The 23,709-nt window shown below is 50.0% G+C and carries 19 protein-coding genes; 10 read left to right on the plus strand and 9 right to left on the minus strand.

Features of this window, described 5'->3' with window-relative positions; translation table 11 throughout:
• Positions 1 to 13: 13 nt before the first annotated feature.
• The 9 genes from manD (at position 14) to AACH44_RS04155 (ending at position 11,064) form a co-directional block, all read left to right on the plus strand.
• Positions 14 to 1,228, plus strand: coding sequence for a D-mannonate dehydratase ManD (manD, locus tag AACH44_RS04115; RefSeq protein WP_261847274.1), 1,215 nt, complete (start codon positions 14 to 16; stop codon positions 1,226 to 1,228).
• Between the two features lie 14 nt (positions 1,229 to 1,242).
• Positions 1,243 to 2,265 carry a Zn-dependent oxidoreductase gene (locus AACH44_RS04120; protein ID WP_261847275.1) on the plus strand — a complete coding sequence of 341 codons (1,023 nt, stop codon included), beginning with the start codon at positions 1,243 to 1,245 and terminating at the stop codon, positions 2,263 to 2,265.
• Positions 2,266 to 2,466: 201 nt separating this feature from the next.
• Entirely contained in the window at positions 2,467 to 3,840 is a 1,374-nt protein-coding gene (locus tag AACH44_RS04125; protein ID WP_261847276.1) for an MFS transporter, read from the plus strand.
• A 103-nt stretch (positions 3,841 to 3,943) separates the two neighbouring features.
• On the plus strand, positions 3,944 to 5,410 hold the full coding sequence (locus AACH44_RS04130; protein ID WP_261847277.1) for a mannitol dehydrogenase family protein: 1,467 nt from the start codon (positions 3,944 to 3,946) through the stop codon (positions 5,408 to 5,410).
• A 392-nt stretch (positions 5,411 to 5,802) separates the two neighbouring features.
• Positions 5,803 to 6,834, plus strand: coding sequence for a 3-dehydro-L-gulonate 2-dehydrogenase (yiaK, locus tag AACH44_RS04135; protein WP_261847325.1), 1,032 nt, complete (start codon positions 5,803 to 5,805; stop codon positions 6,832 to 6,834).
• Positions 6,835 to 7,243: 409 nt separating this feature from the next.
• Entirely contained in the window at positions 7,244 to 8,272 is a 1,029-nt protein-coding gene (locus AACH44_RS04140) for a C4-dicarboxylate TRAP transporter substrate-binding protein (protein WP_261847278.1), read from the plus strand.
• 64 nt (positions 8,273 to 8,336) lie between these two features.
• Entirely contained in the window at positions 8,337 to 8,816 is a 480-nt protein-coding gene (locus AACH44_RS04145; RefSeq protein ID WP_261847279.1) for a TRAP transporter small permease, read from the plus strand.
• On the plus strand, positions 8,813 to 10,096 hold the full coding sequence (locus AACH44_RS04150; protein WP_261847280.1) for a TRAP transporter large permease: 1,284 nt from the start codon (positions 8,813 to 8,815) through the stop codon (positions 10,094 to 10,096). The genes AACH44_RS04145 and AACH44_RS04150 overlap by 4 nt, the downstream gene beginning before the upstream one ends.
• Positions 10,097 to 10,377: 281 nt before the next feature.
• Positions 10,378 to 11,064 (plus strand): GntR family transcriptional regulator, encoded by a 687-nt coding sequence (locus tag AACH44_RS04155; protein WP_261847281.1) that lies wholly within the window; start codon positions 10,378 to 10,380, stop codon positions 11,062 to 11,064.
• Positions 11,065 to 11,125: 61 nt separating this feature from the next.
• Here the strand turns inward: AACH44_RS04155 and AACH44_RS04160 are convergent, their stop codons facing one another.
• The 7 genes from AACH44_RS04160 to AACH44_RS04190 all read right to left on the minus strand — a co-directional run bounded on the left by AACH44_RS04160 (position 11,126) and on the right by AACH44_RS04190 (position 19,667).
• Positions 11,126 to 12,487: an esterase-like activity of phytase family protein gene (locus AACH44_RS04160; RefSeq protein ID WP_261847282.1), complete on the minus strand. Its 1,362-nt coding sequence runs from the start codon at positions 12,485 to 12,487 to the stop codon at positions 11,126 to 11,128.
• Between the two features lie 33 nt (positions 12,488 to 12,520).
• A complete protein-coding gene (locus AACH44_RS04165; RefSeq protein ID WP_261847283.1) occupies positions 12,521 to 13,837 on the minus strand; it encodes a phospholipase D-like domain-containing protein in 1,317 nt (438 codons plus the stop codon).
• On the minus strand, positions 13,830 to 14,513 hold the full coding sequence (locus AACH44_RS04170) for a MotA/TolQ/ExbB proton channel family protein (protein ID WP_261847284.1): 684 nt from the start codon (positions 14,511 to 14,513) through the stop codon (positions 13,830 to 13,832). Before AACH44_RS04170 ends, AACH44_RS04165 begins: the two co-directional genes overlap by 8 nt.
• 195 nt (positions 14,514 to 14,708) lie before the next feature.
• The gene (locus AACH44_RS04175) at positions 14,709 to 16,949 is read right to left on the minus strand and encodes a TonB-dependent receptor family protein (protein ID WP_261847285.1); all 2,241 of its coding nucleotides are present in this window, start codon (positions 16,947 to 16,949) and stop codon (positions 14,709 to 14,711) included.
• 90 nt (positions 16,950 to 17,039) lie between these two features.
• Positions 17,040 to 17,768 carry an energy transducer TonB gene (locus AACH44_RS04180; protein WP_261847286.1) on the minus strand — a complete coding sequence of 243 codons (729 nt, stop codon included), beginning with the start codon at positions 17,766 to 17,768 and terminating at the stop codon, positions 17,040 to 17,042.
• Between the two features lies 1 nt (position 17,769).
• Positions 17,770 to 18,174 (minus strand): ExbD/TolR family protein, encoded by a 405-nt coding sequence (locus tag AACH44_RS04185; protein ID WP_261847287.1) that lies wholly within the window; start codon positions 18,172 to 18,174, stop codon positions 17,770 to 17,772.
• A gap of 299 nt (positions 18,175 to 18,473) precedes the next feature.
• Complete coding sequence (locus AACH44_RS04190) at positions 18,474 to 19,667, minus strand: multidrug efflux MFS transporter (RefSeq protein WP_261847326.1); 1,194 nt, start codon at positions 19,665 to 19,667, stop codon at positions 18,474 to 18,476.
• Between the two features lie 413 nt (positions 19,668 to 20,080).
• Here AACH44_RS04190 and azuC point away from each other — a divergent pair, with 413 nt between their 5' ends.
• Positions 20,081 to 20,137, plus strand: a complete 57-nt coding sequence (azuC, locus tag AACH44_RS21170; protein ID WP_425606645.1) for a stress response protein AzuC — start codon at positions 20,081 to 20,083, stop codon at positions 20,135 to 20,137.
• 108 nt (positions 20,138 to 20,245) lie between these two features.
• Here azuC and AACH44_RS04195 read toward each other — a convergent pair whose 3' ends face one another.
• Together AACH44_RS04195 and AACH44_RS04200 are read right to left on the minus strand one after the other, a co-directional pair.
• Positions 20,246 to 22,111, minus strand: a complete 1,866-nt coding sequence (locus tag AACH44_RS04195) for an Svx/AvrXca family virulence/avirulence protein (RefSeq protein ID WP_261847288.1) — start codon at positions 22,109 to 22,111, stop codon at positions 20,246 to 20,248.
• Between the two features lie 269 nt (positions 22,112 to 22,380).
• A complete protein-coding gene (locus AACH44_RS04200; RefSeq protein WP_261847289.1) occupies positions 22,381 to 23,697 on the minus strand; it encodes a purine-cytosine permease family protein in 1,317 nt (438 codons plus the stop codon).
• Positions 23,698 to 23,709: the final 12 nt, after the last annotated feature.

A 23,709-nucleotide genomic window follows, 5' to 3' on the forward strand; every position in this document is an offset into this window, starting at 1 on the left:
AAGGATAAGTAACGTGAAAATTGTCAGCGCTGAAGTGTTTGTCACTTGCCCAGGGCGGAACTTTGTCACCTTGAAAATTACGACAGATAGCGGATTAACCGGTCTTGGTGACGCAACGCTCAATGGGCGTGAACTGCCTGTCGCCTCTTACCTCAAGGATCATGTGTGTCCGCAGCTTATTGGGCGTGATGCGCACCGGATCGAAGACATTTGGCAGTATTTCTACAAAGGTGCTTACTGGCGTCGCGGGCCAGTGACCATGTCCGCGATTTCGGCCGTGGATATGGCGCTGTGGGACATCAAGGCCAAAGCCGCCAACATGCCGCTTTATCAACTGCTGGGCGGCGCATCGCGCACGGGCGTCATGGTGTATTGCCACACGACGGGTCACTCGATTGATGAAGTACTGGATGATTACGCCAAACACCGCGATCAGGGCTTCAAGGCGATTCGCGTGCAGTGCGGCGTGCCGGGCATGAAAACCACCTACGGGATGGCGAAAGGTAAAGGGCTGGCGTATGAGCCTGCGACGAAAGGCAATTGGCCGGAAGAACAACTGTGGTCCACAGAGAAATACCTCGATTTCACGCCCAAGCTGTTTGAAGCGGTGCGCGATAAGTTTGGCTTCAACGAGCACTTGTTACACGACATGCATCATCGCCTGACGCCGATCGAAGCGGCGCGCTTTGGTAAAAGCGTTGAGGACTATCGTCTGTTCTGGATGGAAGACCCGACACCTGCGGAAAATCAGGCATGCTTCCGTTTAATCCGTCAGCACACCGTTACGCCGATTGCAGTCGGTGAGGTCTTTAATAGCATTTGGGATTGTAAGCAACTGATTGAAGAACAGCTCATCGATTACATCCGCACCACGATTACCCACGCAGGCGGGATTACCGGTATGCGCCGCATCGCCGACTTTGCGTCGCTCTATCAGGTGCGAACCGGTTCGCATGGGCCGTCAGATCTGTCACCTATCTGCATGGCGGCGGCGCTGCATTTTGACCTTTGGGTGCCAAACTTCGGCGTGCAGGAATACATGGGCTATTCGGAACAAATGCTGGAAGTGTTCCCACATAACTGGACATTTGATAACGGTTATATGCACCCAGGTGAAAAGCCGGGATTAGGCATTGAGTTCGATGAAAAGCTGGCGGCCAAATATCCCTATGACCCCGCTTATTTGCCCGTTGCCCGTCTGGAAGACGGTACGTTGTGGAATTGGTAATCAGAGGCCAAAACATGAAAAGTATTGTGATACAGCAGCCAAATTCGCTGGTAATTGAAGAACGCCCTATTCCTCAGCCGGCGGCAGGTGAAGTTCGAGTAAAAGTGAAGCTGGCGGGTATCTGTGGTTCAGATAGCCACATCTACCGCGGGCATAATCCTTTTGCTAAGTACCCACGCGTCATCGGGCATGAATTCTTCGGCGTGATTGATGCTGTTGGCGAGGGTATCGATGCGTCACGACTCGGTGAGCGTGTCTCAGTTGATCCTGTCGTGAGCTGTGGGCACTGCTACCCTTGCTCCATCGGCAAACCGAATGTTTGTACCTCGCTGGTGGTGCTGGGTGTGCATCGTGACGGTGGGTTCAGCGAGTACGCTGCCGTACCAGCGAAGAATGCACACGTTATTCCCGATGAGATTCCCGATGAATTTGCCGTGATGGTGGAACCCTTTACGATTTCCGCCAACGTGACCGCACAGGTGAAGCCGACGAAGCAGGATGTCGCTCTGATTTATGGTGCGGGACCGATGGGGTTGACCTCGGTTCAGGTACTGAAAGGTGTGTTCAACGTGAAGGAGGTCATCGTTGTTGATCGCATTCCTGAACGTCTGGATATGGCATTGCGTAGTGGAGCGGATAGGGTCATCAACAACGCGTCGCTGTCATTAAAAGATGAATTGGATACGCTAAATATCAAGCCTACGCTGATTGTTGACGCTGCCTGCCATCCGTCTATTTTGCAGGAAGCGATTACGATTGCCTCCCCAGCGGCGCGTATCGCCATCATGGGTTTCTCCAGCGAACCTTGTCAGGTTAGCCAGCAGGGGATCACCAGCAAAGAGCTCTCTATTTTCTCATCGCGATTGAATGCTAATAAATTCCCTATCGTGATTGAGTGGCTGAAAGAAAAACGCATCGATCCGGCAAAACTGATCACACACCGGTTTGATTATCAGCAGGTCATTCAGGCGATTGAGGTCTTTGAAAAAGATCAAAAACGCTGCTGTAAAGTCCTACTGACGTTTAATGATGAATAACACGTTATTGACAATAGGGGATATATAAAAGGAAAAACTATATCGGCTAAATGATAATATAATGATTCCTTTGACGTAATTATTTCTCTCTTAATTACTCCAGACTGTTAATAACAGCCTGGAGTGGATTGCGACACCATGATGAACAGTAATTTTATTTACTGTGCTCTACCATAATTACAAATCGTCGAGAGTATATATATGAATAAGCATAAGATAGCATCTGGACAGAATAAGCCTGCAAGAAGTACCTCTGACTTAGTTAAAGCGGCGGTGTCCGGTTGGCTGGGCACTGCATTAGAGTTCATGGATTTCCAGCTGTATTCGTTGGGGGCGGCACTGGTCTTCCATGAAATATTTTTCCCTGAACAATCGGCAGCGATGGCGCTGATTCTGGCAATGGGCACTTATGGTGCCGGTTATATTGCGCGTATTGTCGGCGCCTTTATTTTTGGCCGTATGGGTGATTCCATCGGTAGAAAGAAAGTGCTCTTTATTACCATCACCATGATGGGGATCTGTACCACCTTAATCGGTGTGCTGCCGACCTATGCACAGATTGGTATTTTCGCGCCGATCTTGCTGGTGACCTTGCGTATTGTGCAAGGGGTGGGCGCAGGCGCGGAGATTTCCGGTGCAGGCACCATGCTGGCTGAATACGCGCCGAAAGGGAAACGCGGGATTATTTCCTCATTGGTTGCGATGGGTACTAACTGCGGCACGCTCAGCGCCACGGCTATCTGGGCCGTTATGTTTTTCACCCTTGAAAGAGAAGAGTTACTGGCATGGGGCTGGCGTGTACCGTTCCTGGCCAGTGTCGTCGTGATGATATTCGCGATCTGGTTGCGTATGAACCTGAAAGAAAGTCCGGTCTTTGAGAAAGTCAGCAATGATGTTTCCGGCACTGAAGAACCGTCTTCTACTCTGGTGGTTGAGCAAAGCGAGCAAAAATCCATATTGTCGATGTTCAAAGGCAAAGCATTTTGGCTGGCAGTCGGGTTGCGTTTTGGTCAGGCGGGAAACTCAGGACTCATTCAAACCTTCCTGGCAGGGTATTTAGTTCAAACGCTGTTGTTCGAGAAATATATTCCGACAGATGCCTTAATGATTAGCTCTATTATCGGCTTTATTACCATTCCATTATTAGGATGGCTGTCGGATAAAATCGGTCGTCGCGTACCTTATATTATTCTGAATATCTCGGCGATATTGTTAGCCTACCCGATGCTCTCTCTTATCGTTGATAAAGAGAATAGCGTTAATGTCATTATCGTCAGTATTATCATTATTCATAACTTCGCGGTGCTGGGATTATTTGCACTAGAAAATATCACTCTGGCGGAAATGTTTGGTGGACGCAGCCGCTTTACGCAAATGGCGATTGCTAAAGAAACCGGTGGTTTGGTTGCTGTTGGCTTTGGTCCGGTATTAGCAGGTATTTTCTGCAATATGACCGGTTCCTGGTGGCCGATTGTCGTGATGCTTATTGTCTACTCGCTGATTGGTTTATTCGCGGCTATCAGCATGCCAGAAGTCAAAGATCGTGATTTAGATGAATTAGACGACGCAGCATAACGTTCAGTTTGCCATTAGTTTGAGTGGTAGATAAATTGATCTTTCTACCACTCGAATTACGTAGGGTGTTGCCATATTTTTGAATCAACTATCAGGGATAACGATGAGTATTAATGAATTTTCTACCCTTAAACCGCAGGTTGTTGTGCCACGTTACGACCGACGCCTATTAAAAACACGTATTGCGCATATTGGTTTTGGCGCGTTTCACCGGGCTCATCAGGCGGTCTGTGCCGATAAACTGGCGGCGGAGCAGGGCAGCGACTGGGGCTATTGCGAGATTAACCTGATCGGCGGTGAGCAGCAGATCGAAGCCATTCGTCAGCAGGATTTGCTGTGGTCGGTGTCCGAAATGGCGGACAGCGGCTGGCATAGTCGGATCGTCGGTGTCGCGACTGGTGCGCTGCACGCGGAAGTCGAGGGCATTGAGGCGGTGCTGGAAGCGTTAAGCGCGCCGGATATTGCCATCGTGTCGATTACTGTAACGGAGAAAGGCTATTGCCACCATCCGGCGACGGGGCAGTTGAATAGTGAACATCCGCTGATTTGCCACGATCTGGCGTTACCTGCAGAACCACGCTCCCTGCCCGGTGTGATTCTGGCTGCCATCAAACGCAGACGGGAACGCCAGCTACCGGCATTCAGCGTGATGTCCTGCGACAATATGCCAGAAAACGGTCACGTTACGCGCAACGTTATCGTGCAGTTGGCTGAACAGCAGGATGTCGAACTGGCGCGCTGGATTGAACAGCACGTCACCTTTCCGTCCACGATGGTGGACCGGATTGTTCCGGCTATCACCGAAGAAACGCTGGAGACGATCCAAGGGCTGTTGGGCGTCGCCGATCCGGCGGGGATCGCCTGTGAGCCGTTCTTCCAGTGGGTGATTGAAGATCACTTTGTTAACGGCCGTCCCGCATGGGAAAAAGCGGGTGCGGAGCTGGTACAGGACGTGCTGCCGTTTGAGGAAATGAAGCTGCGTATGCTCAACGGCAGCCACTCGTTTCTCGCGTATCTGGGTTATCTTGCTGGTTATCAGCATATCAGCGAGTGCATGCAGGACGGCGCGCTGGCCGCGGCGGCACACCATTTGATGTTGCGCGAGCAGGCACCAACGTTGCGTACCCAGGGCGTCGATCTCGCCGCCTATGCGGATGCGCTGCTGGATCGCTATCGTAACCGGGCACTAAAACACCGTACCTGGCAGATTGCGATGGACGGTTCGCAAAAGCTGCCGCAGCGGATGCTGGATTCGATCCGCTGGCATCTGGCGAATGGCAGCCGCTTTGATGCGCTGGCACTCGGTGTGGCGGGGTGGATGCGCTATGTCGGCGGCATGGATGAGCAAGGGCAGCCGATTGAAATCAGCGACCCGCTGAAAGATCAGATTGCCAATACCGTGCAGCGCAGTGAAGAAGGCGAAAGCCGAATCGCGGCATTACTGACGCTGACGGCGATTTTTGGCGACGATCTTCCGAAAAATGCGGTCTTTGTCGAGACGGTAACGCAACATTATCTAACGCTGTTAGAAAAAGGCGTGAAGGGAACGTTGCAGGCGATACACTGGTAACTGTAAAACGGCGGTAGCCGCTGAGCACATTGGCTATCGCTACCATGTAGGGCAAGGGGAATGTTTACTTCCTTGCTCTGCTTATCCCTATTCCCTCCCTCCGAATACCACCCTTTTGATGTATTCCTATCCCGCCTTGTTTTTAGATAAATGTTGCAAATGTTAATAATTGTGAGGCGACTCAAGTTATCAATGTTGCTGTACTTGTATGGTAGTAATCATTGATGAGGTTATCAGTTAGGAAGGATAAGTCACAGGAAACGCTTTCTCAGGAAGGAAAAGCGATGAGTAAATTCGCACAAAGCCCGAGAGCGCGTTGCTACATGGTTTTAGCTATCCAGTCATGGTGATGTTCATCGTGACATATTGATCTGTAGAGTGAGATGAAAAACATGCAAAGAATTAGTTTTGATGTCATGAAAGAGACCGTAAAGAATGCCTTCTTGAATGCGGGATTAAGTGAGCAAAAAGCGGATGTTTGCGCGCAAATTCACACTGAGTCCAGCTGTGATGGCGTTTACTCGCATGGCTTAAATCGCGTATCCCGGTTTATTGATTATGTCAAAAAAGGTTGGATCGATATTCAAGCTGAGCCCACACAGGTTAAGTCATTGGGCGTGATGCAGATCTACGATGGTAACCAGGGTATTGGCATCACCAACGCCTTGTTTGCGGTTGAAAAAGCGACGGAGATAGCACGTGAATATGGCATAGGAATTGTTGCTTTACGTAATACCACGCACTGGATGCGCGGCGGAGCGTACGGCTGGAAAGCCGCGGAAAAAGGTCTTGCCGCAATCTGTTGGACGAATACGGAATCGTGTATGCCTGCGTGGGGAGCAAAAAATACCCGCTTAGGCAATAACCCTTTTGTCATGGCTGTACCGCGAGAAAAAGGACCGATCGTATTGGATATGGCCATGTCGCAATACTCATACGGCAAATTGCAGGTTACCCGGCTTAAAAATGAACGTCTGCCATTTCCTGGAGGTTTCGATCAACAAGGAAATTTAACCGATGAACCAGGACCTATTGAACAATCTATGCGCATCCTCCCTACTGGATACTGGAAAGGTTCTGGGATGGCAGTTCTGTTAGATGCAATGGCGGCGTTATTGTCCGCGGGTCATCCGACAAATGAGATTGATAACATTGGTAAAGGTAGTTGTACCGGAGCTAGCCAGATTTTTATGGTCTTCGATCCCGCCCAACTTGGCGGCAGTGAATTTAGCGATCGCATGGCTGACAGCGTGGCAGATTACGTTAAATCATCAATGCCAGCAGAAGGTAAAAACGAGGTTTATTACCCCGGAGAAAATTCAGCTAAAAATCGAAAAGAAAATCTTGTCAAAGGCATTCCCGTTGATGATGGAGTATGGGCTGAAGTCGTTAAGCTGGCGCAAGAGATGAATGATCGTGGGTAATAATTCTGCAACTTAATAGAAGCCATGCTGAATTACCTGAGGCAATTTATAAGGTTTTAGCTTGATGACGCCGCCTGAACTTATAAATTCAATATCGATTTTAATATAAATTAAGTCTTTGTGATAAATGTCGCAAAATAAATAACTGGAGATAAAATAACGTAATTTGCTTGTATGGTAGGTAGGTCTTGTTATTGCCAGGGCGTTGTGTGGTTATGAGATATTATCAATTCTATTGCTAAATAAGGGTTAACCAACGGGTGTTTAAGGATAAATATGCCTTAAGTAATAGTATGTTAAATTATTTTTCTGCTACCTTGACAGGAAGGTAATTTATGCATTGATATGTTAAAAATAGCAGGACTGGTATTTTTACATTCGTAATTTTTCCTTTGGAGAATAGAAAGATATGTCTAAATATACCTTAGGTTTCGAAAGAAAATATTCTTATGTGCTAACATCTGGGATCGGTAGAACAATAGCGATTGCCTCATTACTTTCTCTTTTTTCCTTATCTTCTGCTGCTGCTAAAACCTATGATTTCAACTTGAGCACTGCGTTAGCGCCAGACGATCCTATTTATGCTGGATTTAAAGAATTCAAGAAAAATGTTGAAAAACGCACGGATAAAAAAGTACGAGTGCGGTTATTCCCAAGTGGCCAATTGGGGGCGGATGGGGAATTGATTCAGCAGGCTCAGGTAGGAAGTAATGTTGGTGTGCTTACCGATGGCGGCAGGCTGGCGCAATTTGTGCCAGAGTTGGCAATACTCAATGCTCCCTTCCTATTGTCAAATTATGAACAAGCCTCAAAATTTGTCGCAACCCCCTTATTTAAAGGATGGGAATCACAGTTACAGGATAAATCGGGTTTGGTCAGCCTCTCGTTCAACTGGTATCAAGGTTCTCGTATGATGATTACGAAAAAACCTTTCACACAGCCGGCTGATTTAAAAGGTATCAGAGTAAGAGTACCTGATGCTCCTATTGTTATCGAAACAATCAACTGTATGGGAGCCTCACCAACACCTATGGCCTGGTCCGAAGTCTACTCCGCCATTCAGACTGGCGTAGTGGATGCTGCCGAGGCGCACCCAACTGCGCTATACGGTTCTAAGCTCAATGAGGTGGCTAAATACATTACTAAAACTAACCACTACCACTTAATGACGTCAATTGTTGTTGGCAGTAAATGGTTTGAACAACTTCCTGCTGAATATCAGAAAATTCTTCATGAAGAATCTTATAATTCAGGGGCATTCGCATCCCAAAAAATTATAGAGCAAAGTAATACGGTTTTAGAAAAAATGATAAAGAGTGGTGCCAAAGTGGAAGAGATCGATCTCAGTCCTTTTATAACCGCCTGTGCTAATGTACCCGCTAAACTTGGTTTAGAATCCGCGCGTGACAGTCTGAAAGCCGCACTGGATACCAAATAGATTAGCTTAATTACCTCTGTGCCGATCCCGTCTTTATGGCGGGACGTTGTGTGAGATATTACAGATGAATACATTGATTAAAATAGAAATAGCTATTGCAAAGATTATGTTTGTAATCATGGTAATACTTATTTTAGTTGCGGCTATTGGACGAGCTGTGGGGTATCCACTGATTTGGTCTATAGAAATATCCATGGTTTTATTTGCTTGGGTAAGCATGTTCGCCATCCATTATTCCCAAGCCAATCAACGCAATATGGGAATTGATTTTCTATTGAAGCGATTGCCTGAGAGTTTGCAAAATGTAATAGATTACATTAATAGGGTGTTTATTATCGTATTTCTTGGTTTTGGGGCTTACTCTGGATACCTTTTTTCCTGGGATACGCGGGCACATGTATTACCTATTTCCGAGATAAATCATATTTTTTTAAGTGCAGCAGTCCCGACAGGATGTTTGTTAATAATGTTTACCTGTGTTGAGCAACTGATTGATAAAATTAAATCCAGCCGAGCATTATCTATTGGAGGTGATTTACCATGATATGGCTGACCGGTGTATTATTTATTGTTTTTATGTTGATGGGAATGCCAGTAGGATTTGTTATTGCCCTATCAAGTTTAGCCTATTTCTTTACGTCCGACTTTCTACCGCTTGGTATCGCTTTTCAAAAATTTGCCGCGCCGACACAGTCATTTCCAATGATTGCTGTTCCTCTGTTTATTCTTGTGGGGAATTTACTTACACGGACAGGGATTACCGAGCGTTTGTTGGATTTTTCCCGTCTATTGACCGGCTGGATGATCGGCGGGTTGGCGCAAATTAACGTATTACTCGCGATGCTTATGGGCGGCGTTGCTGGTTCGGCAGTTGCTGATGCGTCTATGCAGTCGCGTATGCTCGGGTTCTCTATGATCGATCGGGGTTATCCCCGAGCTTATACGGCGGTTGTTATCGCTTTTGCGTCATTGATCACCGCTACGTTACCCCCAAGTATCTTGTTAATTTTATTTGGGTTTGTCGGTAACGTTTCTATTGGTAAATTGTTCCTTGCAGGTATTATTCCGGGCTTTTTGCTGACGATAACCCTGATGATAACGAATTATATCATGGCTCGTCGTATGAATATCCAACCAGAAACGGTGTCAAAGCCGACGTTCAAAGAGGTTATGGTAAGCTTTCGCCGCGGCTTTTGGGCGCTGATGTTCCCCGTTATTCTCATTGTAGTGATTCGTTTAGGCCTATTTACGACGTCAGAAGCAGGGGCATTTATTGTTCTCTATGCCATTATTATTGGTGGTCTGGTTTATAAGGAACTTACTTGGCAAGGGCTGCTTGATACGCTGACTGAAACGCTAAGCGATCTCGGTATTGTTATGCTCTTGGTTATGGCTGCCTTTATTCTGGGGCATATCAGCGTGTTGGACCAATTGCCCCAGGCAATGACTGAGTTTATTACTGAGTTTACAGAAAGCCCGACAGGTATCATGCTACTGATTTTTGCTTTGGTACTCGTCGTTGGTATGGTTTTGGATGCCAGTCCTCTGGTTCTACTGCTAACGCCAATATTATTGCCTATTGTGACCGAAATAGGTTACGACCCTATTCATTTCGGAATTATGTTCATTACCTTAACGCTATTGGGAGCGAATACGCCGCCAGTTGGTATTTGTATGTATACGGTCTGTGGGATTTTAAAATGTGATACCGTACATTTTATGAAGGCTTCAGTGCCCTACTTATTCGCGTTTATTATTTTCGTCGCGGTATTATTTGTCTTCCCGCAAACAGTAATGTTCTTGCCTAATTTGCTCATGCCGTAATTGAATCATGTCAGCGTGTGATTAGCGTGTAATGATGTATCTTTAAACAGAGGGGATACGCTTAAGTCAGTCGAATATAGATAGCCGTTGAACGAGACATGCTTAAGGAACGACCAGAGATACCCTGTTTCTCATTATCCTCCCACTGACTGGTGTGGGTGGGGGGATAAGAGAAGTTAGCGAATATGCAGTTTGGCGTATAGCAGGTGGTAAGTATGGCGAGTATAGTCCCAAATTAACATGTATCATAAACGGTAAACTTCTTGGGTAAACATAGTGGCATGGATACGTCTTTTCAAATCAACAACAACGAACCAGTAAACCAGCAAATTTATCGCGTACTGCGCAAAGATATTGTGGAATGCACTATTCCGCCGGGTAAATTGCTGTCTGAAAAAGAAATTTCTGTGCGTTTTGATGTTTCCCGTCAGCCGGTCAGAGAGGCCTTCATCAAGCTAGCCGAAGCCGGACTGGTGCAGATTATGCCGCAGCGCGGTACATTTGTGATGAAGATCTCCGAACAGCGCGTGGCGGATGCACGTTTTATCCGTCAGGCACTGGAATGTGCCATTGTGCGTCGGGCAGCCGAAATGGTGACGGATAGGCAGCTGCTAACGCTGGAGCACAACTTACGCCGTCAGGAACTGGCCGCGCAGAATAACCAGGTGCGTGAGTTCCTTAGCCTTGATGACAGCTTCCATCAGCTTCTGACACAGATTGCCAACTGTCCGTTAGCGTGGGAAACCATCGAATCGATCAAAGCAACGATGGACCGCGTGCGTTTTCTCAGCCTGAGCCAGATTTCTCCCCCGCCAAATTTGATCCAACAGCACTATCTGATTTTTAGCGCCCTGAAAGCGCGCGACCCCGATGCCGCGGAGAAAGCGATCCGTGAGCATTTGCAGGAAATGATCTATTCGATCACGCCGATTGCACAACAGAATAGCGACTGGTTCGAGCACGCCTGAACACGTTGAATTGTGGCTTCCACCGTTTCCGGTGGAAGCTATGCTGAAAGCGATTTCAATATTATTGTAGTGGCTGTGGCAGGGTAATCACCCACAGTTCATTATCAGCTTCTGGCTTCTCCAACGGTTTGATGGCTAACGTGGTCTCGACCGCTTTTCCGTCTCGCGTGAGCTTGCCATCGGCAGCAACCTGATAGTCGTCCGCTTTGTCTTTCGCCTTCACGGGGGATTGCAGCACGGATTGCAGGCCAAAGTCGTTGTCGTTAATGACGGCCAGCGTCTGTTTATCCACCAGCGCCAGACCTTCCACTTTCTCCTGTTGCCAGCCAAGCTTACGCAGATCCACCAGCTCCTGTTTGTGCGCCAGCGTAATGCCGCGTTTTTCCAACTGGGCGAGATCGTCAAATTCCGGCGATTTGCCGTCGGTATCGAACGGCGTCAGGTCGCTCGCTTTGCTGAGATCGACCAGATAGATGCGGTTCTGCATCTGTTTGTCTTTATCCGCACCTTGCTCGACCAGCAGAATGCGCTGATTATCCAGTGCCACGATATCGCCGATTTTGGCATCTTTCGCTTTCTTATAGCTGTCGATGTTGATGGGGTAGCCCACCATGCGGCTGGTTTTGGTTTCTGGGTTAAATATCACCAGACGTGTAAACTGCGCTTTGTTTTTGGTTTTGCCGTCGATATCCAGCGTACTTTGCACGGCCATGACGATCGTGCCGTCCGGCAGGCGAGTCAGTCCTTCAAAGCCCCGATTCGGCTGACGCCATTTGATGATATTCGGTAAGCCACTGGCAACCGAGTGCTCATTGCCCACAGGAGTTGGCCCAAATTTTTGCAGGATCTTTCCACTGGCATCAACATGGATCAGGAACGGGCCGTATTCGTCACACAGCCAGAAGCCGCCTTTGCCATCTGGCGTAACGCCTTCGGTGTCCAACCCGCGCTGGCTGGTGTTGAGTGATTGTAGCGCGTCGTTTAGCGCGACTTCATTGGTGGTGCCGATAAAATCCGCAGGCAGTGGCAGCCCGGTGATATTGCCCTCGGCATCGTGCAGCGGGCGGGGGGTAATGGCCTCGGCGGCCTTCGCGCTGACCCGAATGTCCATCATCAGCGGCGCGTAGTCAGGGCTGGCGAAGATCTTGGCCTCTTTCTCTCCGACCAGCGGCGCATCGGCATTTGGGCCGCGATCGGTGACGGTGGTGAACATCAGGTCATCACCCTGTTTGCCTGTGAAATAAAGACCAGAGCCAATACCAACAGGTAGACCGTTGGGAAAATTTTTAGTGAATTTACCCTGATACGCAACATGATCGCTGGCCGGGAAGGTGACGACGTAGCGTGTCACTTTTTCTCCTTCGGCCTGCGCGCTGAACGGCAGAAATCCGGCAACCAGCAGTGCTAACAACGTTTGTTTCATGCTATTCCCCATCAAATGTCATTTTGGTCATGGCTACGGTGCAGTGACCGTGCCGTCTGTCGTGGATGAAGTGATACCACCCGGATTGGGCCGAGGGTAATCATAATCAATGCGCAAAGGATGCGCGTACTCGCTGTTCCAAAGCTGTGTGTAAAGTCTATCTACCCGCTGCGCCATCGGTTGGCTCTGGATCACCATTTCCAGATTGCGCGAGTTATCCAGGTAGCCGCCGCTCCAGTTGCTGGTGCCGATCCAGGCTTTTTTGCCGTCGATGGTCATGATCTTACTGTGGATCACGCGCGCAAACGGGATAAAGCCGCTGCTGGGCTGGGGGATCGATACCGTTTTGATCTGGATGTTGGGTAGTATTGCCAGACTCTTCAGGTAGGCGATGTTCGGCATTTTGGTGCTCCATTCGGACACCATCAGCTCGATCTGTACGCCGCGTGCGGCGGCAGCGCGAATCGCGTTATCGATAACCGCGTAGTAAGGGCGCGTTTTATCCGGGCCGTAGGAGAGCGGGACGTAATCCATCACCTGAATACGAACCTGTTGCTGAGCTTCGGCCAGCAAACGAGGGAGTTCTTCTTCGGAATCGATTACTCCTGCGGGGTTGAATGCTTTGGGGCTGGCAACCAGATAGTTGCCCGAACGGTCAGTGGGCTGCGTTGCTGCGGGCAGCGGCGCAACGGTTTCGCCGTTAATCAGTCGCGCCTGTGCCTGCCAGTCTTGTTCAAAGATAGCGCTAATCTGAGTAACCACGCGGGGATCGTCGATCAATAACCCCGTTTCGTGAATGTGTTCCAACGCCCGCCAGTCAAGATTTTGGCTGCCCATGTAGGCCTGTTTGCCATCAACCAGCAGGTATTTAGCATGCACAATACCGCCGTTCAGACGTTCAAAAGGAATCACGCGCAGTTCCAGATTCGGAATCGTTTTGAGCTGTTCCAGCGTGTCCGGCGTAGAAATTCTTAGCCCTTTTTCTTCAAGCAGCAGGCGGATTCGCACGCCGCGCGCTCCGGCGGCACGCAGGTGCTGTAAGACGTTATCAAAGCGCGTTCCTGCCTGATTGGCGATATAGAACTGGCCCAGTTCAATGGTGTGCTGCGCGTGATCAAACAGCGAGATCCACACCGCGTCGCTGGGGCGTAAATCGGGGGCGGTCAGCGTGGTTTCCACCGGGGCGTCATACACTAATTCATAGCCGGGAGTGCGATCGCGATTCGCGCTGCCGTCAGCATCAGCATGGGCTGATGCACTGACAATAAACAATACGCCTCCTGTTAGCAGCGTGTTGATGCAATGCTTCCAACGTTGCCCCGGAGATGTGAAACCACAACGCTTAAGCATAGCGTTTCTCCGCCATTGCTTTTTCTGTCATGGCACTGTCTGTCATGGAATGGTGCGTCACGACGGGGCCTGCTTTCTGTTGGCGAGTATGCGGCATTCCGGCGCGAATCAGCAGGACTTTCAGCATTTCGTTGATGTGTTCCATCCGGCTTTGCAGAAAATTATTCCCCAGTAGACAAACCAGCGCGATGGCGATCCCCAGTCCGGTGGCGTACAGCGCGGTTCCCATGCCAGCGGAAACCTGGCTCGGGTCGGAAATCCCTGCGGCGGACAGCACTTTGAAGGTTTCGATGATCCCCATGATGGTGCCGAGCAGCCCCAGTAACGGCGCTGCGGTGACGACGGTTTCCAGAATCCATAATCCGCGCGACAGTTGCGGCTTGCTTTGCAGATATTGTGCGTCGATCAGGTCGTTAAGCGCATCGCGATTTTCTGTCTGATGTGACTGCGCCAGAACCGGCATGACTACCGTAATGGGCAGGCTGGGACGTTGCGTCAGCGCATCCGGCAGATCGTGCTCGTGGCGAATCTCTGCCGTGAGGGCGCGATCCAGACGCTTGGCCTGCCGACGCGTATAGGAAAAATAGAGACTGCGTTCGATGATGATCATCAGGGCGATCACCAGCGAGGCGTACATGACGTAGAAAATAATCTCGTGCAGCATATCGGCGTTCATGGCCGGATCCCTCTGTTGCCTTATTAGGCGTTGTTTGTGATTGATGACGACATGCGTCGGGCGGGTGTAATGGGTAGATCGTAAAGACGCTGCAAGTACATCCTTGTAAGCTCGAGCCGCGCCATCCCTGGCGCGGACGCTTTACTCTTCTATCCCATTACCCCCGTTTTGCTCTGTATTTAGACTATTAACAGATTAGAACGTGGCTTCCAGTGAGGCGTTGAAGGTGCGTTCTTCCCCGACGTTGTAGAACGGTGTGCCTGCCGATACGCCGTTATACGATCGTGAGTTGAAGCTCACGGAGCGCGCAGAGTCGAGATACGCTTTGTCGAACAGGTTGCTGACGCCAAAGCGTAGGGTGGCGCTTTTCACGATCTTCTTATCCACTGGCAGATAGACACCGGCGCTGAGATCGAAAACGGTACGTCCGCCGATCTTCTCGTCATTGGTCATGTCGCCGTAGAACGAGCCAACATAGCGGCTGTTCACGCCGGCATAGTAGAGGCCGTCGTCATAACCCAATCCGAGGTTGAGCATATTTTTCGGCGCATTGGCGACCTGCTTGCCCGTGGTGGGGAGCTGGCTGCCGCCGGTGGCGAGATTGTTTTTCTGCTCAGTATCGGTATAGGTGTAAGCCGCGAAGTAGTTGAAGTTGTGTGGCAGCTTGCCGCTCCACTCCAGTTCCAGCCCTTTGTTTTCCACTTTCCCGGCGTTGATCATTTCGTACTCGCCATCGGCGTTACGGCTGGAGATCTGGCGATCGGTAAAGCGGATAAAGAACAGTGAGGCGCTCAGCAACATGTCCTCATCCTGGAAGCGCCAGCCGAGTTCCTGATTCCAGCTCAGCTCAGGCTTGGTATTGATGGAATCGCCAACGTTATACAAGACGTAGTTAGGCGGGGTACGCATGTTACGCGTGATGTTATAGAACACCTGATTTTCGGTATTGATGCGGTAAGCCGCGTTAAAGCTAGGCAGGAATTCGTGGTATTTCTTGTTCTTTTTCTCTGCGACGTTATACAGGCTGCCGAGGTTAGTCCCGTCACGCTCTACGTGCTGATAGGCCAGACCGCCGGTGAACGTCCATTCTGGGGAGAAGAACCAGGTGTCCTGAATCCAGATTTTATGTGCTGGCGTGACGGTAAACTGGTTACGGCCTTGAACCACGTTCCCGTTCGCGTCGGTGACCTGATTCGCATCGCCGGGTTTGCCGGAGATATTAACCGGAGTGCCGTCGCTCTTAATCGGAATGAAAGGCTGCGTTTGGCGCTGGCGGGCACGCTCGAACCAGTAGCCGATATCCAGACTATGCTCGTCGTTAAGATCCCATTTCAGCTTAGTCGTGATACCAGGCCGCCAGGTTTCCGTCCACGATGGGCGGTAGTAAGTGTTGGAGGTCAGATTGCTGAGATCGTAGTTACCCGCGCGATCTGACGTGGCGGATAACACGCTGGCGCTTCCGCTGCCGAAGCTGCCGCCGTTCGTTGAGAAATAGTAGGGTTGTAAGGTCAGTGCCAGGTTATCGCGCAACTGCAATTTCTGGGTGAACGTAACATTCAGCGTTTCGAAGTTATTGCGGTTAATTTTGTAGTATTGAGAAATCTGTCCACGGCTGTTGTAAACCGGCGTCGTGGCGTAATCCATCTTACGCCCGTTTTGCTCAAACTGTCGTTTGCTCAGCGTCGAATAGTTGATGGTATCTTGCTGATTGTATTTCACAATCAGGCTGCTGCTGTGGCCGTTCTCATGTTCATACAGGCCGTTCCACTCGACTTTATCGGCGCGGGAATAGCCTGCCCCGCGCCATTTGTCTGAATCGGTATACGAGTAGGAAAGCCAACTGCTGAAGCCGTTGTGTTTACCGGTTTCCAGACGGGCGAAGGTCTTGCTGAGATTGTTACTGCCGAACGTCTGCTTAACGAAACCACCAAAATCTTTGGCGGGACGGTGGGAAACCAGCCCGATGTTGCCGCCGCTGGCACCAATGTGTGGGCCATCCATTTCTGATGAACCTTGGGTGACAAATATTTGCTCCAGGTTTTCCGGGTCGCCCATGCCGTTCGGGTACACGGCGTAGTCGCCGGAGTCATTAACGGGGATGCCGTCGGATGACAGGCCGACCTGATCCGCACTCATGCCGCGCATGGTATAGCTGACGCCGCTTAAGCCGCTGGCGTCGTTGCTGCTGACGTTCAGTCCCGCCGTGTATTTTAGTTTATCAATGGCGTTGCCTGCGGCGGGCATCTTATCCAGCGCGTCTTTTGTCACGGTCGAGCGCGATTTGGCACTGTCTTCCTGAACCATTAATCCTGCGCCGAGCGGTTGTCCCTGTACGTTGATCGTGCCGACATTTGTCGTTTCCTCCGCCAGCGCGGAGCTTGCCAATAATGCGCCGACGACGGACAAACATACCCCAGAAAGTTTGAACGATTTCATTTAATAATCCTAGTATTATCAGTAGCTTGCTTATCAACGTGTTGTTGACGTTATTTTTGCTGATTTACTCTCTTGCTCAGGCGCGAAATGCTACTGCGCCTGATAATCGAACGTGGCTAAAAAGCGTTTTGTGCTTTGTCCTGCAAAGGCATCGGCAGGGAAGGCCCGAACCTGTTTGATACTCTGTAAGCTGGTCTGCGCCGCGCGGTTAAGCAGCATGCTGGGCGCTTTGTTATTGATCCCTGAGCTGATGACTCGCCCTGTGCGATCCACTTCCAGCCAGACTTCAACGCGACCTTCGGGACGTTCAAGCGATGCCTGTCGCCCTGTTGGGTAGCGTTTGGTTTGTTCAAGCTGCGCGCGTAGCGCCTGCGCATAGCTATTTTCCAACGCGGCGACATTCACCGACGGCGCAGAGGGGAGCGCTTTTACCGGGGCTTCTGGGCGTAGCGCGGTCGATTTGGGCTGTGCGGGCATCGGTTTAGGTTTGGTCTCTGCCCTAGGTTTAACCTCGGGTTTAGGCTTCGGCTTTACTTCCGGTTTGGGGGGCGTAATCGGCGGCGCTTCTACGATCGGATCGGGTTCATTAACCGGAATCGGCTCGGGTTCAGGTTGTGGCACCGATTCTGGTTCTGGCTCAGGGATCGGCTCGGGCTGGGGAATCGCCTCCGGTTCAGCCAGCGTGAGCGCCATGACGGTTTCATCGTATTGCTGCTGAACTTTCAGCGGCGGTTGTTGGCTGGCGAAGAACAGGCAGGCAGCAAACACCGGTAACGGCAACCAACTGATGGCGTGGCGTGAGCGATAGAGCAGATACATGTCACGATTTCCGGGTTGCGATAGAAATGGACGAAAAGCCCCCTTGACGCAGGGTATCCATGACAGCGACCAGGCGCTCAACCTCGACGCTTTTATCGCTGTTTATAATGATGGTGGTTTGCTGATCTTGCTGCTGTTGTTGCAGCGTATTGATGAGTTCGCTCAGTACTATTGGCTGCCCGTCCAGCTCAAGATGGTTCTGTGCGGCAAGCGTGATGATCGCTTTTTTCTGTGGTTTGAGTTGCTGTGCGCTGCCTGCGGTGGGGAGCTGCGTTTTCAGGCCTAGCGCAGGAATAACGTTCATGCTGATCAGGACGAAGAAGACCAACAGGAACATCATTACATCGATCATGGGAACCAAATCGATGTGGGCTTTCTGCTTTTTAGGTTCGTTCCAGTTTCTCATTACTCATTTCCCTACAAGCGCGAATGTTTGAACAGAGCAATTCGCGTGGCGCCGAAACAAAGCAGCCAATATAGGTAGAGTTTGTTTAAGTTTTTTTACATTTATGTGATTAATTTTTCAAAGTGATGCGTATTTATGGTGATTTTTTGTCAAGAAATAAGTTTTTTTGATGTTTTTACCTCATTTTTTGACGACCATGAGTGAACACCCATGAAAGGAAAAATGGATTTGGCGGGATTAACAGCAAAAATGAGTGGCCAGTAGAATGACTGGCCGGATCGTTATCCTTCGGGGGTGAGTTACCCTTTTCCGCGTGGTTTCCTGAAGGTGAAAAAGAGTTGCAGCGTATTACATAACACCAGAAAAGCGGTGACGGCGAACACCCAGCGGAACCCCATCAGGGCGGAGACGCCAGAACCCATCAGTGGCCCCAGCACGTTGCCTAAATACATGAATGACTGGTTATAGCCGAAGATGCGGCCTGTCACCTGCTGGCTGCTGTACTTGACCAGTAGCGCCTGTACGGTTGGCATGAGTGCGCCATCGGCAAAGCCTAGCAGAAAGCGGAGAATGCCAAGCTGTGTCGGGCTTTGTACCATCGCCATAATTAAGAACAGCAGCACGCTGATCGCCAGCGCGGCGATCAGCACGCGGTGTGCGCCGATGCGGTCACCTAAACGACCAAGGCGTGGTGCCGATAGCAGGGCAGACACGCCGGGAATTGCCGCAATCACGCCGCTGATAAACGCAATATTGTCCGTACCGGGAGCCAGATCGCGGATGAATAAGGTGAGAATAGGGCTGATGGAGCCGTTTGCCATCTGGATCATCATCGTTGTAATGAACAGGCAGATGATAAGTGCCGGATAAGGCAGCGAAGCAAAGACGGCTTTCCCGCTTAGCCTGTTTTCTTTGGTGACCTTAACCACGCTCTCTTTGATCGCGAAAAGCGTAATCAGAAAGCTGGTAAACAACAGGCCGCCAGTGATGAAAAAGACGATGCGCAGCCCGATATAGTCGGCCATAAAGCCACCGAATAAGGGACCAAGGATGACGCCGGCGATCTGTCCTGTCGATAGCATCCCCAGCGCCCAGCCGCTTTTTTCACGCGGAACCTGTGAGGCGATCAGTGCCATCGCGTTGGGAATGTAGCCGGAGGTCAGTCCCATTAACGAACGCAGGATGAACAACTGCCACACGTTGGTCGCTAACCCTTGCAGCGACATGACGATCGCCATGCCGAGTGCGGCGCGCAGCAACATGAGCTTTCGCCCTTTGCGGTCGGCGAGGCTTCCCCATAGTGGTGCCACGGCGGCAGAGATGAGAAAAGACGAGCTGAAGATCAAACCAGACCACAGGCTCAGCGACTCGTGTGAATTAACGCCAAGCTGCTCAATGTACAGTGGCAAGAAGGGCAGTATCTGGCTCATAGCCAGCCCGGTGAAAAAGCATCCCAGCCAGGCAGAGAAGAGGTTAAGTTTCCAGGTTTCCATGTGGGCGGAAGGGGCCTTCATCAGCGAATAACCAATGGCGAAACGGTAGCAACCGTGCGTAAAAAGTGGGCTAACTGCTAGCGCTCAATTAATAACGGAAAGTGATTAAAATTTCTTTTTTCATCATGAGCATAGCATAGCCCGCTGCGTATTGGTCACTGAGGGTAATGATTCGCAACAAAAGATAATCAGCATGGGTCGAGAGTGGGTTAGGAGATAGTGCTGGTAAATTTTATTATGTGACTTGCATCACAAAAAAGGTGATTTTGTTCAACGGGAGTTGTACAATTCATCGACATAAAGCAGGGCTTGCCATTAAGACAAGCTATCGCTAAAAAGTCATACCATCGCGTAATTAAAACAACGAGTGAAGTAAAACCAAGATGAAAAAAGTGCGTAACCTCTTTAAAAAAATGCTGACGGCTTACCTGAATACCTATAAAAACGTACCGCCTGGTGCGCTGTTCTAAGAATCTGTGCTATGCATCACATAAAACAGGCCGCCAACATGGCGGCCTGTTTATTTATGGGGAGCCCGATGGGGTTCTGAGCGCATCCCATACCTTTTCGTCGTTATGCTATTTCGTGCTGTAGACTGGGACTGCCGTTACTTCTGGCACGGCGTCGGTCAGGTAAGCACCGGCTGCGCTGCTTCTGACTTCATTCTCATCAATAAAGCCATAGAACACGCCCTGCGACGCGGAAACGCCGCGAATTTCTGCATCTCCACGCATTTGTGCGTTGCCTGACAGCACAATACCGCGTTCATACGCGCCTGGCCCCATAAAGACCGTATGCAGCCGTGCGTTATCACGCACGATGGTATTACCCTGCATTACCGTCAGGCCACTGACAACGGCACGACCTTCCACCGTTCCGTTCAGAATCGTGGCACGATCTTCAATTCTGGCGTTATCCCTTACCGTACCACCGATGACGCGAGCATAAGGCCCGACGTAGGCGGTAGGGGCGACATTCGCGGAGTTAGACACCCAGCCGCCGCCATTTGGATGGCGAGAGCCGTTAGCGGTTGGATTCGGTGCTCCGGGTTGGCTGCCTTCCGGCCAAACGCCAGTGAAATCAGCCATCCACGGATAACGGTAAAGGGAGTAGTAAGCCTGATCCCACTTGATCTTCTGCATTTGCGATGGCGTACCCATGACCACCATGTAAATACCGCGATCGTCCTGACGGATAGTGAAGTTTTTCAACGTGGCGGACGCGCCGCGCTGCAATTCGCTGTAGCGTGAAACGCCGTCCGATCCGATAGCGACAATCCCCCAGCGCCAGTCGGAATTCGGCTGAGGCATGGTTGCCGGATCGTTCTTCAGCCCAGGGAAGCGGGTAATGGCCGATTTGCTCTGTACTATACCACTGAATTTAACGGTGATTTTCGTCGCACCGCTCTCTGGGATCAGTTTGACAATGTTGTAGCCTAACTGCTGCGGAGCCTGATCGAACGGAACGGAGAAGCGCCTAAGGTTGGCGTTGGCACCGACAACCGGCTCAAGCGCGGTGGTTCGCAGCAGGCGGTCAGCGTTACTTTGGTTGGGTTGTACCGCGCCATAGCTGCCGTAGGTTGAACGATAAAAACGACCACGGTCGAAACCGTCTGGATCGATGTAATCCCAGTTGACGTTGTGCATTGCCCAGTCGCCGAAGACATCGTTGAATTCAGACTGGCTCCAGCCCATATTGGTACGCAGAACGGACAGCGGATCGGCGGTAGACTGGCCACTTTCGCCTCCTTTCGGCGCTTTTGACCATATATCATTGATGATGCCATAGCCAAAGCGGTCCTTCAGATATTCCATGAACTGCCAGTTGCAGTAACGGTTACGTGTTGAACCCAGATAAATATGCGAGTAGTTGACCTGCATTTCCGAGCAGTGTGCCGACGTACCGCGGAATTCATCCAGTTGGTGCGTCATCCAGTTCGCGTGGGATTCCCAAATCCAGCCAACGTAGTTATCGCCCGTACTCTGGAAGCCGCCGGTTTGCCCTTGCAGCGCATGGGTAAATTCGTGCGCTAGCCCCCAGTTATCTTTCAGTGAAGCGGAACCGATCCACATTCCCATGCTGCCATCACCCGCAATACCGCCGTTGAGCCCAAAAGTGGGATCGATGTGAATATTGGCTTTATATTTTACGGTTTGCTTGCAGTAAGGCTCGGGGTACTGAATTTGGTTAATGAACTTATCCCAAATTTTTTCCAGTTTCTGCCCAGCGGCAACGGCATCATTACGATTAACGTCGTTATTATTCCAACGGAAGGCAAAGTGCTCTGTCTGGTATTTCACGGAAGGCATATCAGTGATGGAACTATTTACCTGCCAGTTACCTGCGACGCAAGCTTCAGCGGCGTTTGCCGTATTGACCATCAATGCGCTACTTAAAACGAGTAGACAGTTCAGCGGCGTGAGAAGTGTTTTTATTTTTGGCATAAATCCTTTTCCTAGCATGAATATTGCTTATCAGCCTTATTATTTTTCGAGAATTAATTTCTCGTCGATATATAAGACCCTATCCCAAGGCCATCATGGCCTATATCCGTCATCCTTCAAGCTGCTTGTGCGTTGCCCTTAAGGGTCAACGCTTGCGGTTTGTCACGCAACTCAAATTATTTAGGGTATATTTTACTTAAGTGAAAAATATCGGCCTCTATTAAAGAGGCCGATATGGATTATAGATTAATTTTATCGCATAACCTATTTCATTTTAAATTTTTCTTATGATCGAGTTTCTTAAAATAAATAGCGTTATTGGTGTGGCGCTTTATTACCCAATAAATCAGGCTGGCGGCCAGTAGCGAATTAAAGGCAGGAATACCCCACTCAAACGCTAATCCGACGATGGCACCGACAATGCTGGAAATAATAGCCGGCCAGCCAATCAACGGCGTTTGTGCGCTGTCGGGTAGTTGACCTTCGGCACGACTGGTGTCGAGCAGCGTTCTGTGAGTGCGTAAAATATAATAATCAATCAGCATCACGCCGATTATCGGTGGGAATAGCACGCCCAGCAGCGTCAGGAAATCGATAAAGCGGTCCAGAATACCGGCTACGGATAGCGCGGTACCGATGAGGCCAATCACCAGCGTTATTGAGACATAACGTAGTTTTTTTCCCGTGACACCTTCTATCGCGTTGGCGATACCTAAAGAGGAAGAGTAAAGATTGATATCATTCACTCTCAATGTCGAAAATATCACGGCAATCAGCCCGAGCCCACCCGCTGCCTGGGACATGATCGTCACGACGTCTGAGGTATTGAGTGCGCGGGCAATAATGATGGCGAGGCCATTCACCATAAATTCCCCGACGATAATCGATAACATCGTCATCCAGAAAACGTGTTTTCCTTTTTGGGAATAACGTGTCATGTCTGGGGTAATTAAGCTAGCGACAATACAACCGCCTACCACCATCGTCGCGCCAGTGCTAATGGAAATGACTTCGCCATTGGGAGCTGAGGCAAGCAGTTCAGCAATATTGTGGCCGGAGAGCGTCATGATCGAAATATAGCCGACAACAAGAATAAACATCGGTACGGCAATTTTGGCGGTGAAGCGTAATGCTCTGAATCCGAAGGCAACCAGCAGTGTCAGCGCAATGCCGGAAAGGGCAGCAGACCAGCCAAAGCCGAGCTTGTTCTCCATCGCGAAGTTGAGTGCTTTGGCGAATACGGCATTCTGGACACCGAACCAGCCGATGAGGCTAATGGCGATAACCAGCCCAATCAGGACGGAACCAATACGGCCGAAACCGCACCAGCGCGCAAGAAGACTACCGGACATGCCTTCCTTCATTCCCGCGTAGCCTAATCCCACCGTCACTACGCCAAAAATGGTGCTGCCAATAAAGATAGCGATAAATGCCTGGCTTAGCGTCATTGAATGGCCGAGCACTGCGCCTAGCATAAATTGGTCTAGCGCAGTTAACATACCGATATGTACTAACGCTACATTTAAAAAAGGCAGTCGAACATTTAACGGAACGCGACTGACCGGATAATCATCTATTTTTTCCATGTGGATATACTC

Origin of the sequence: Pectobacterium araliae (genome assembly GCF_037076465.1) — a bacterium.
GTDB classification, from domain to species: Bacteria; Pseudomonadota; Gammaproteobacteria; order Enterobacterales; family Enterobacteriaceae; genus Pectobacterium; species Pectobacterium araliae.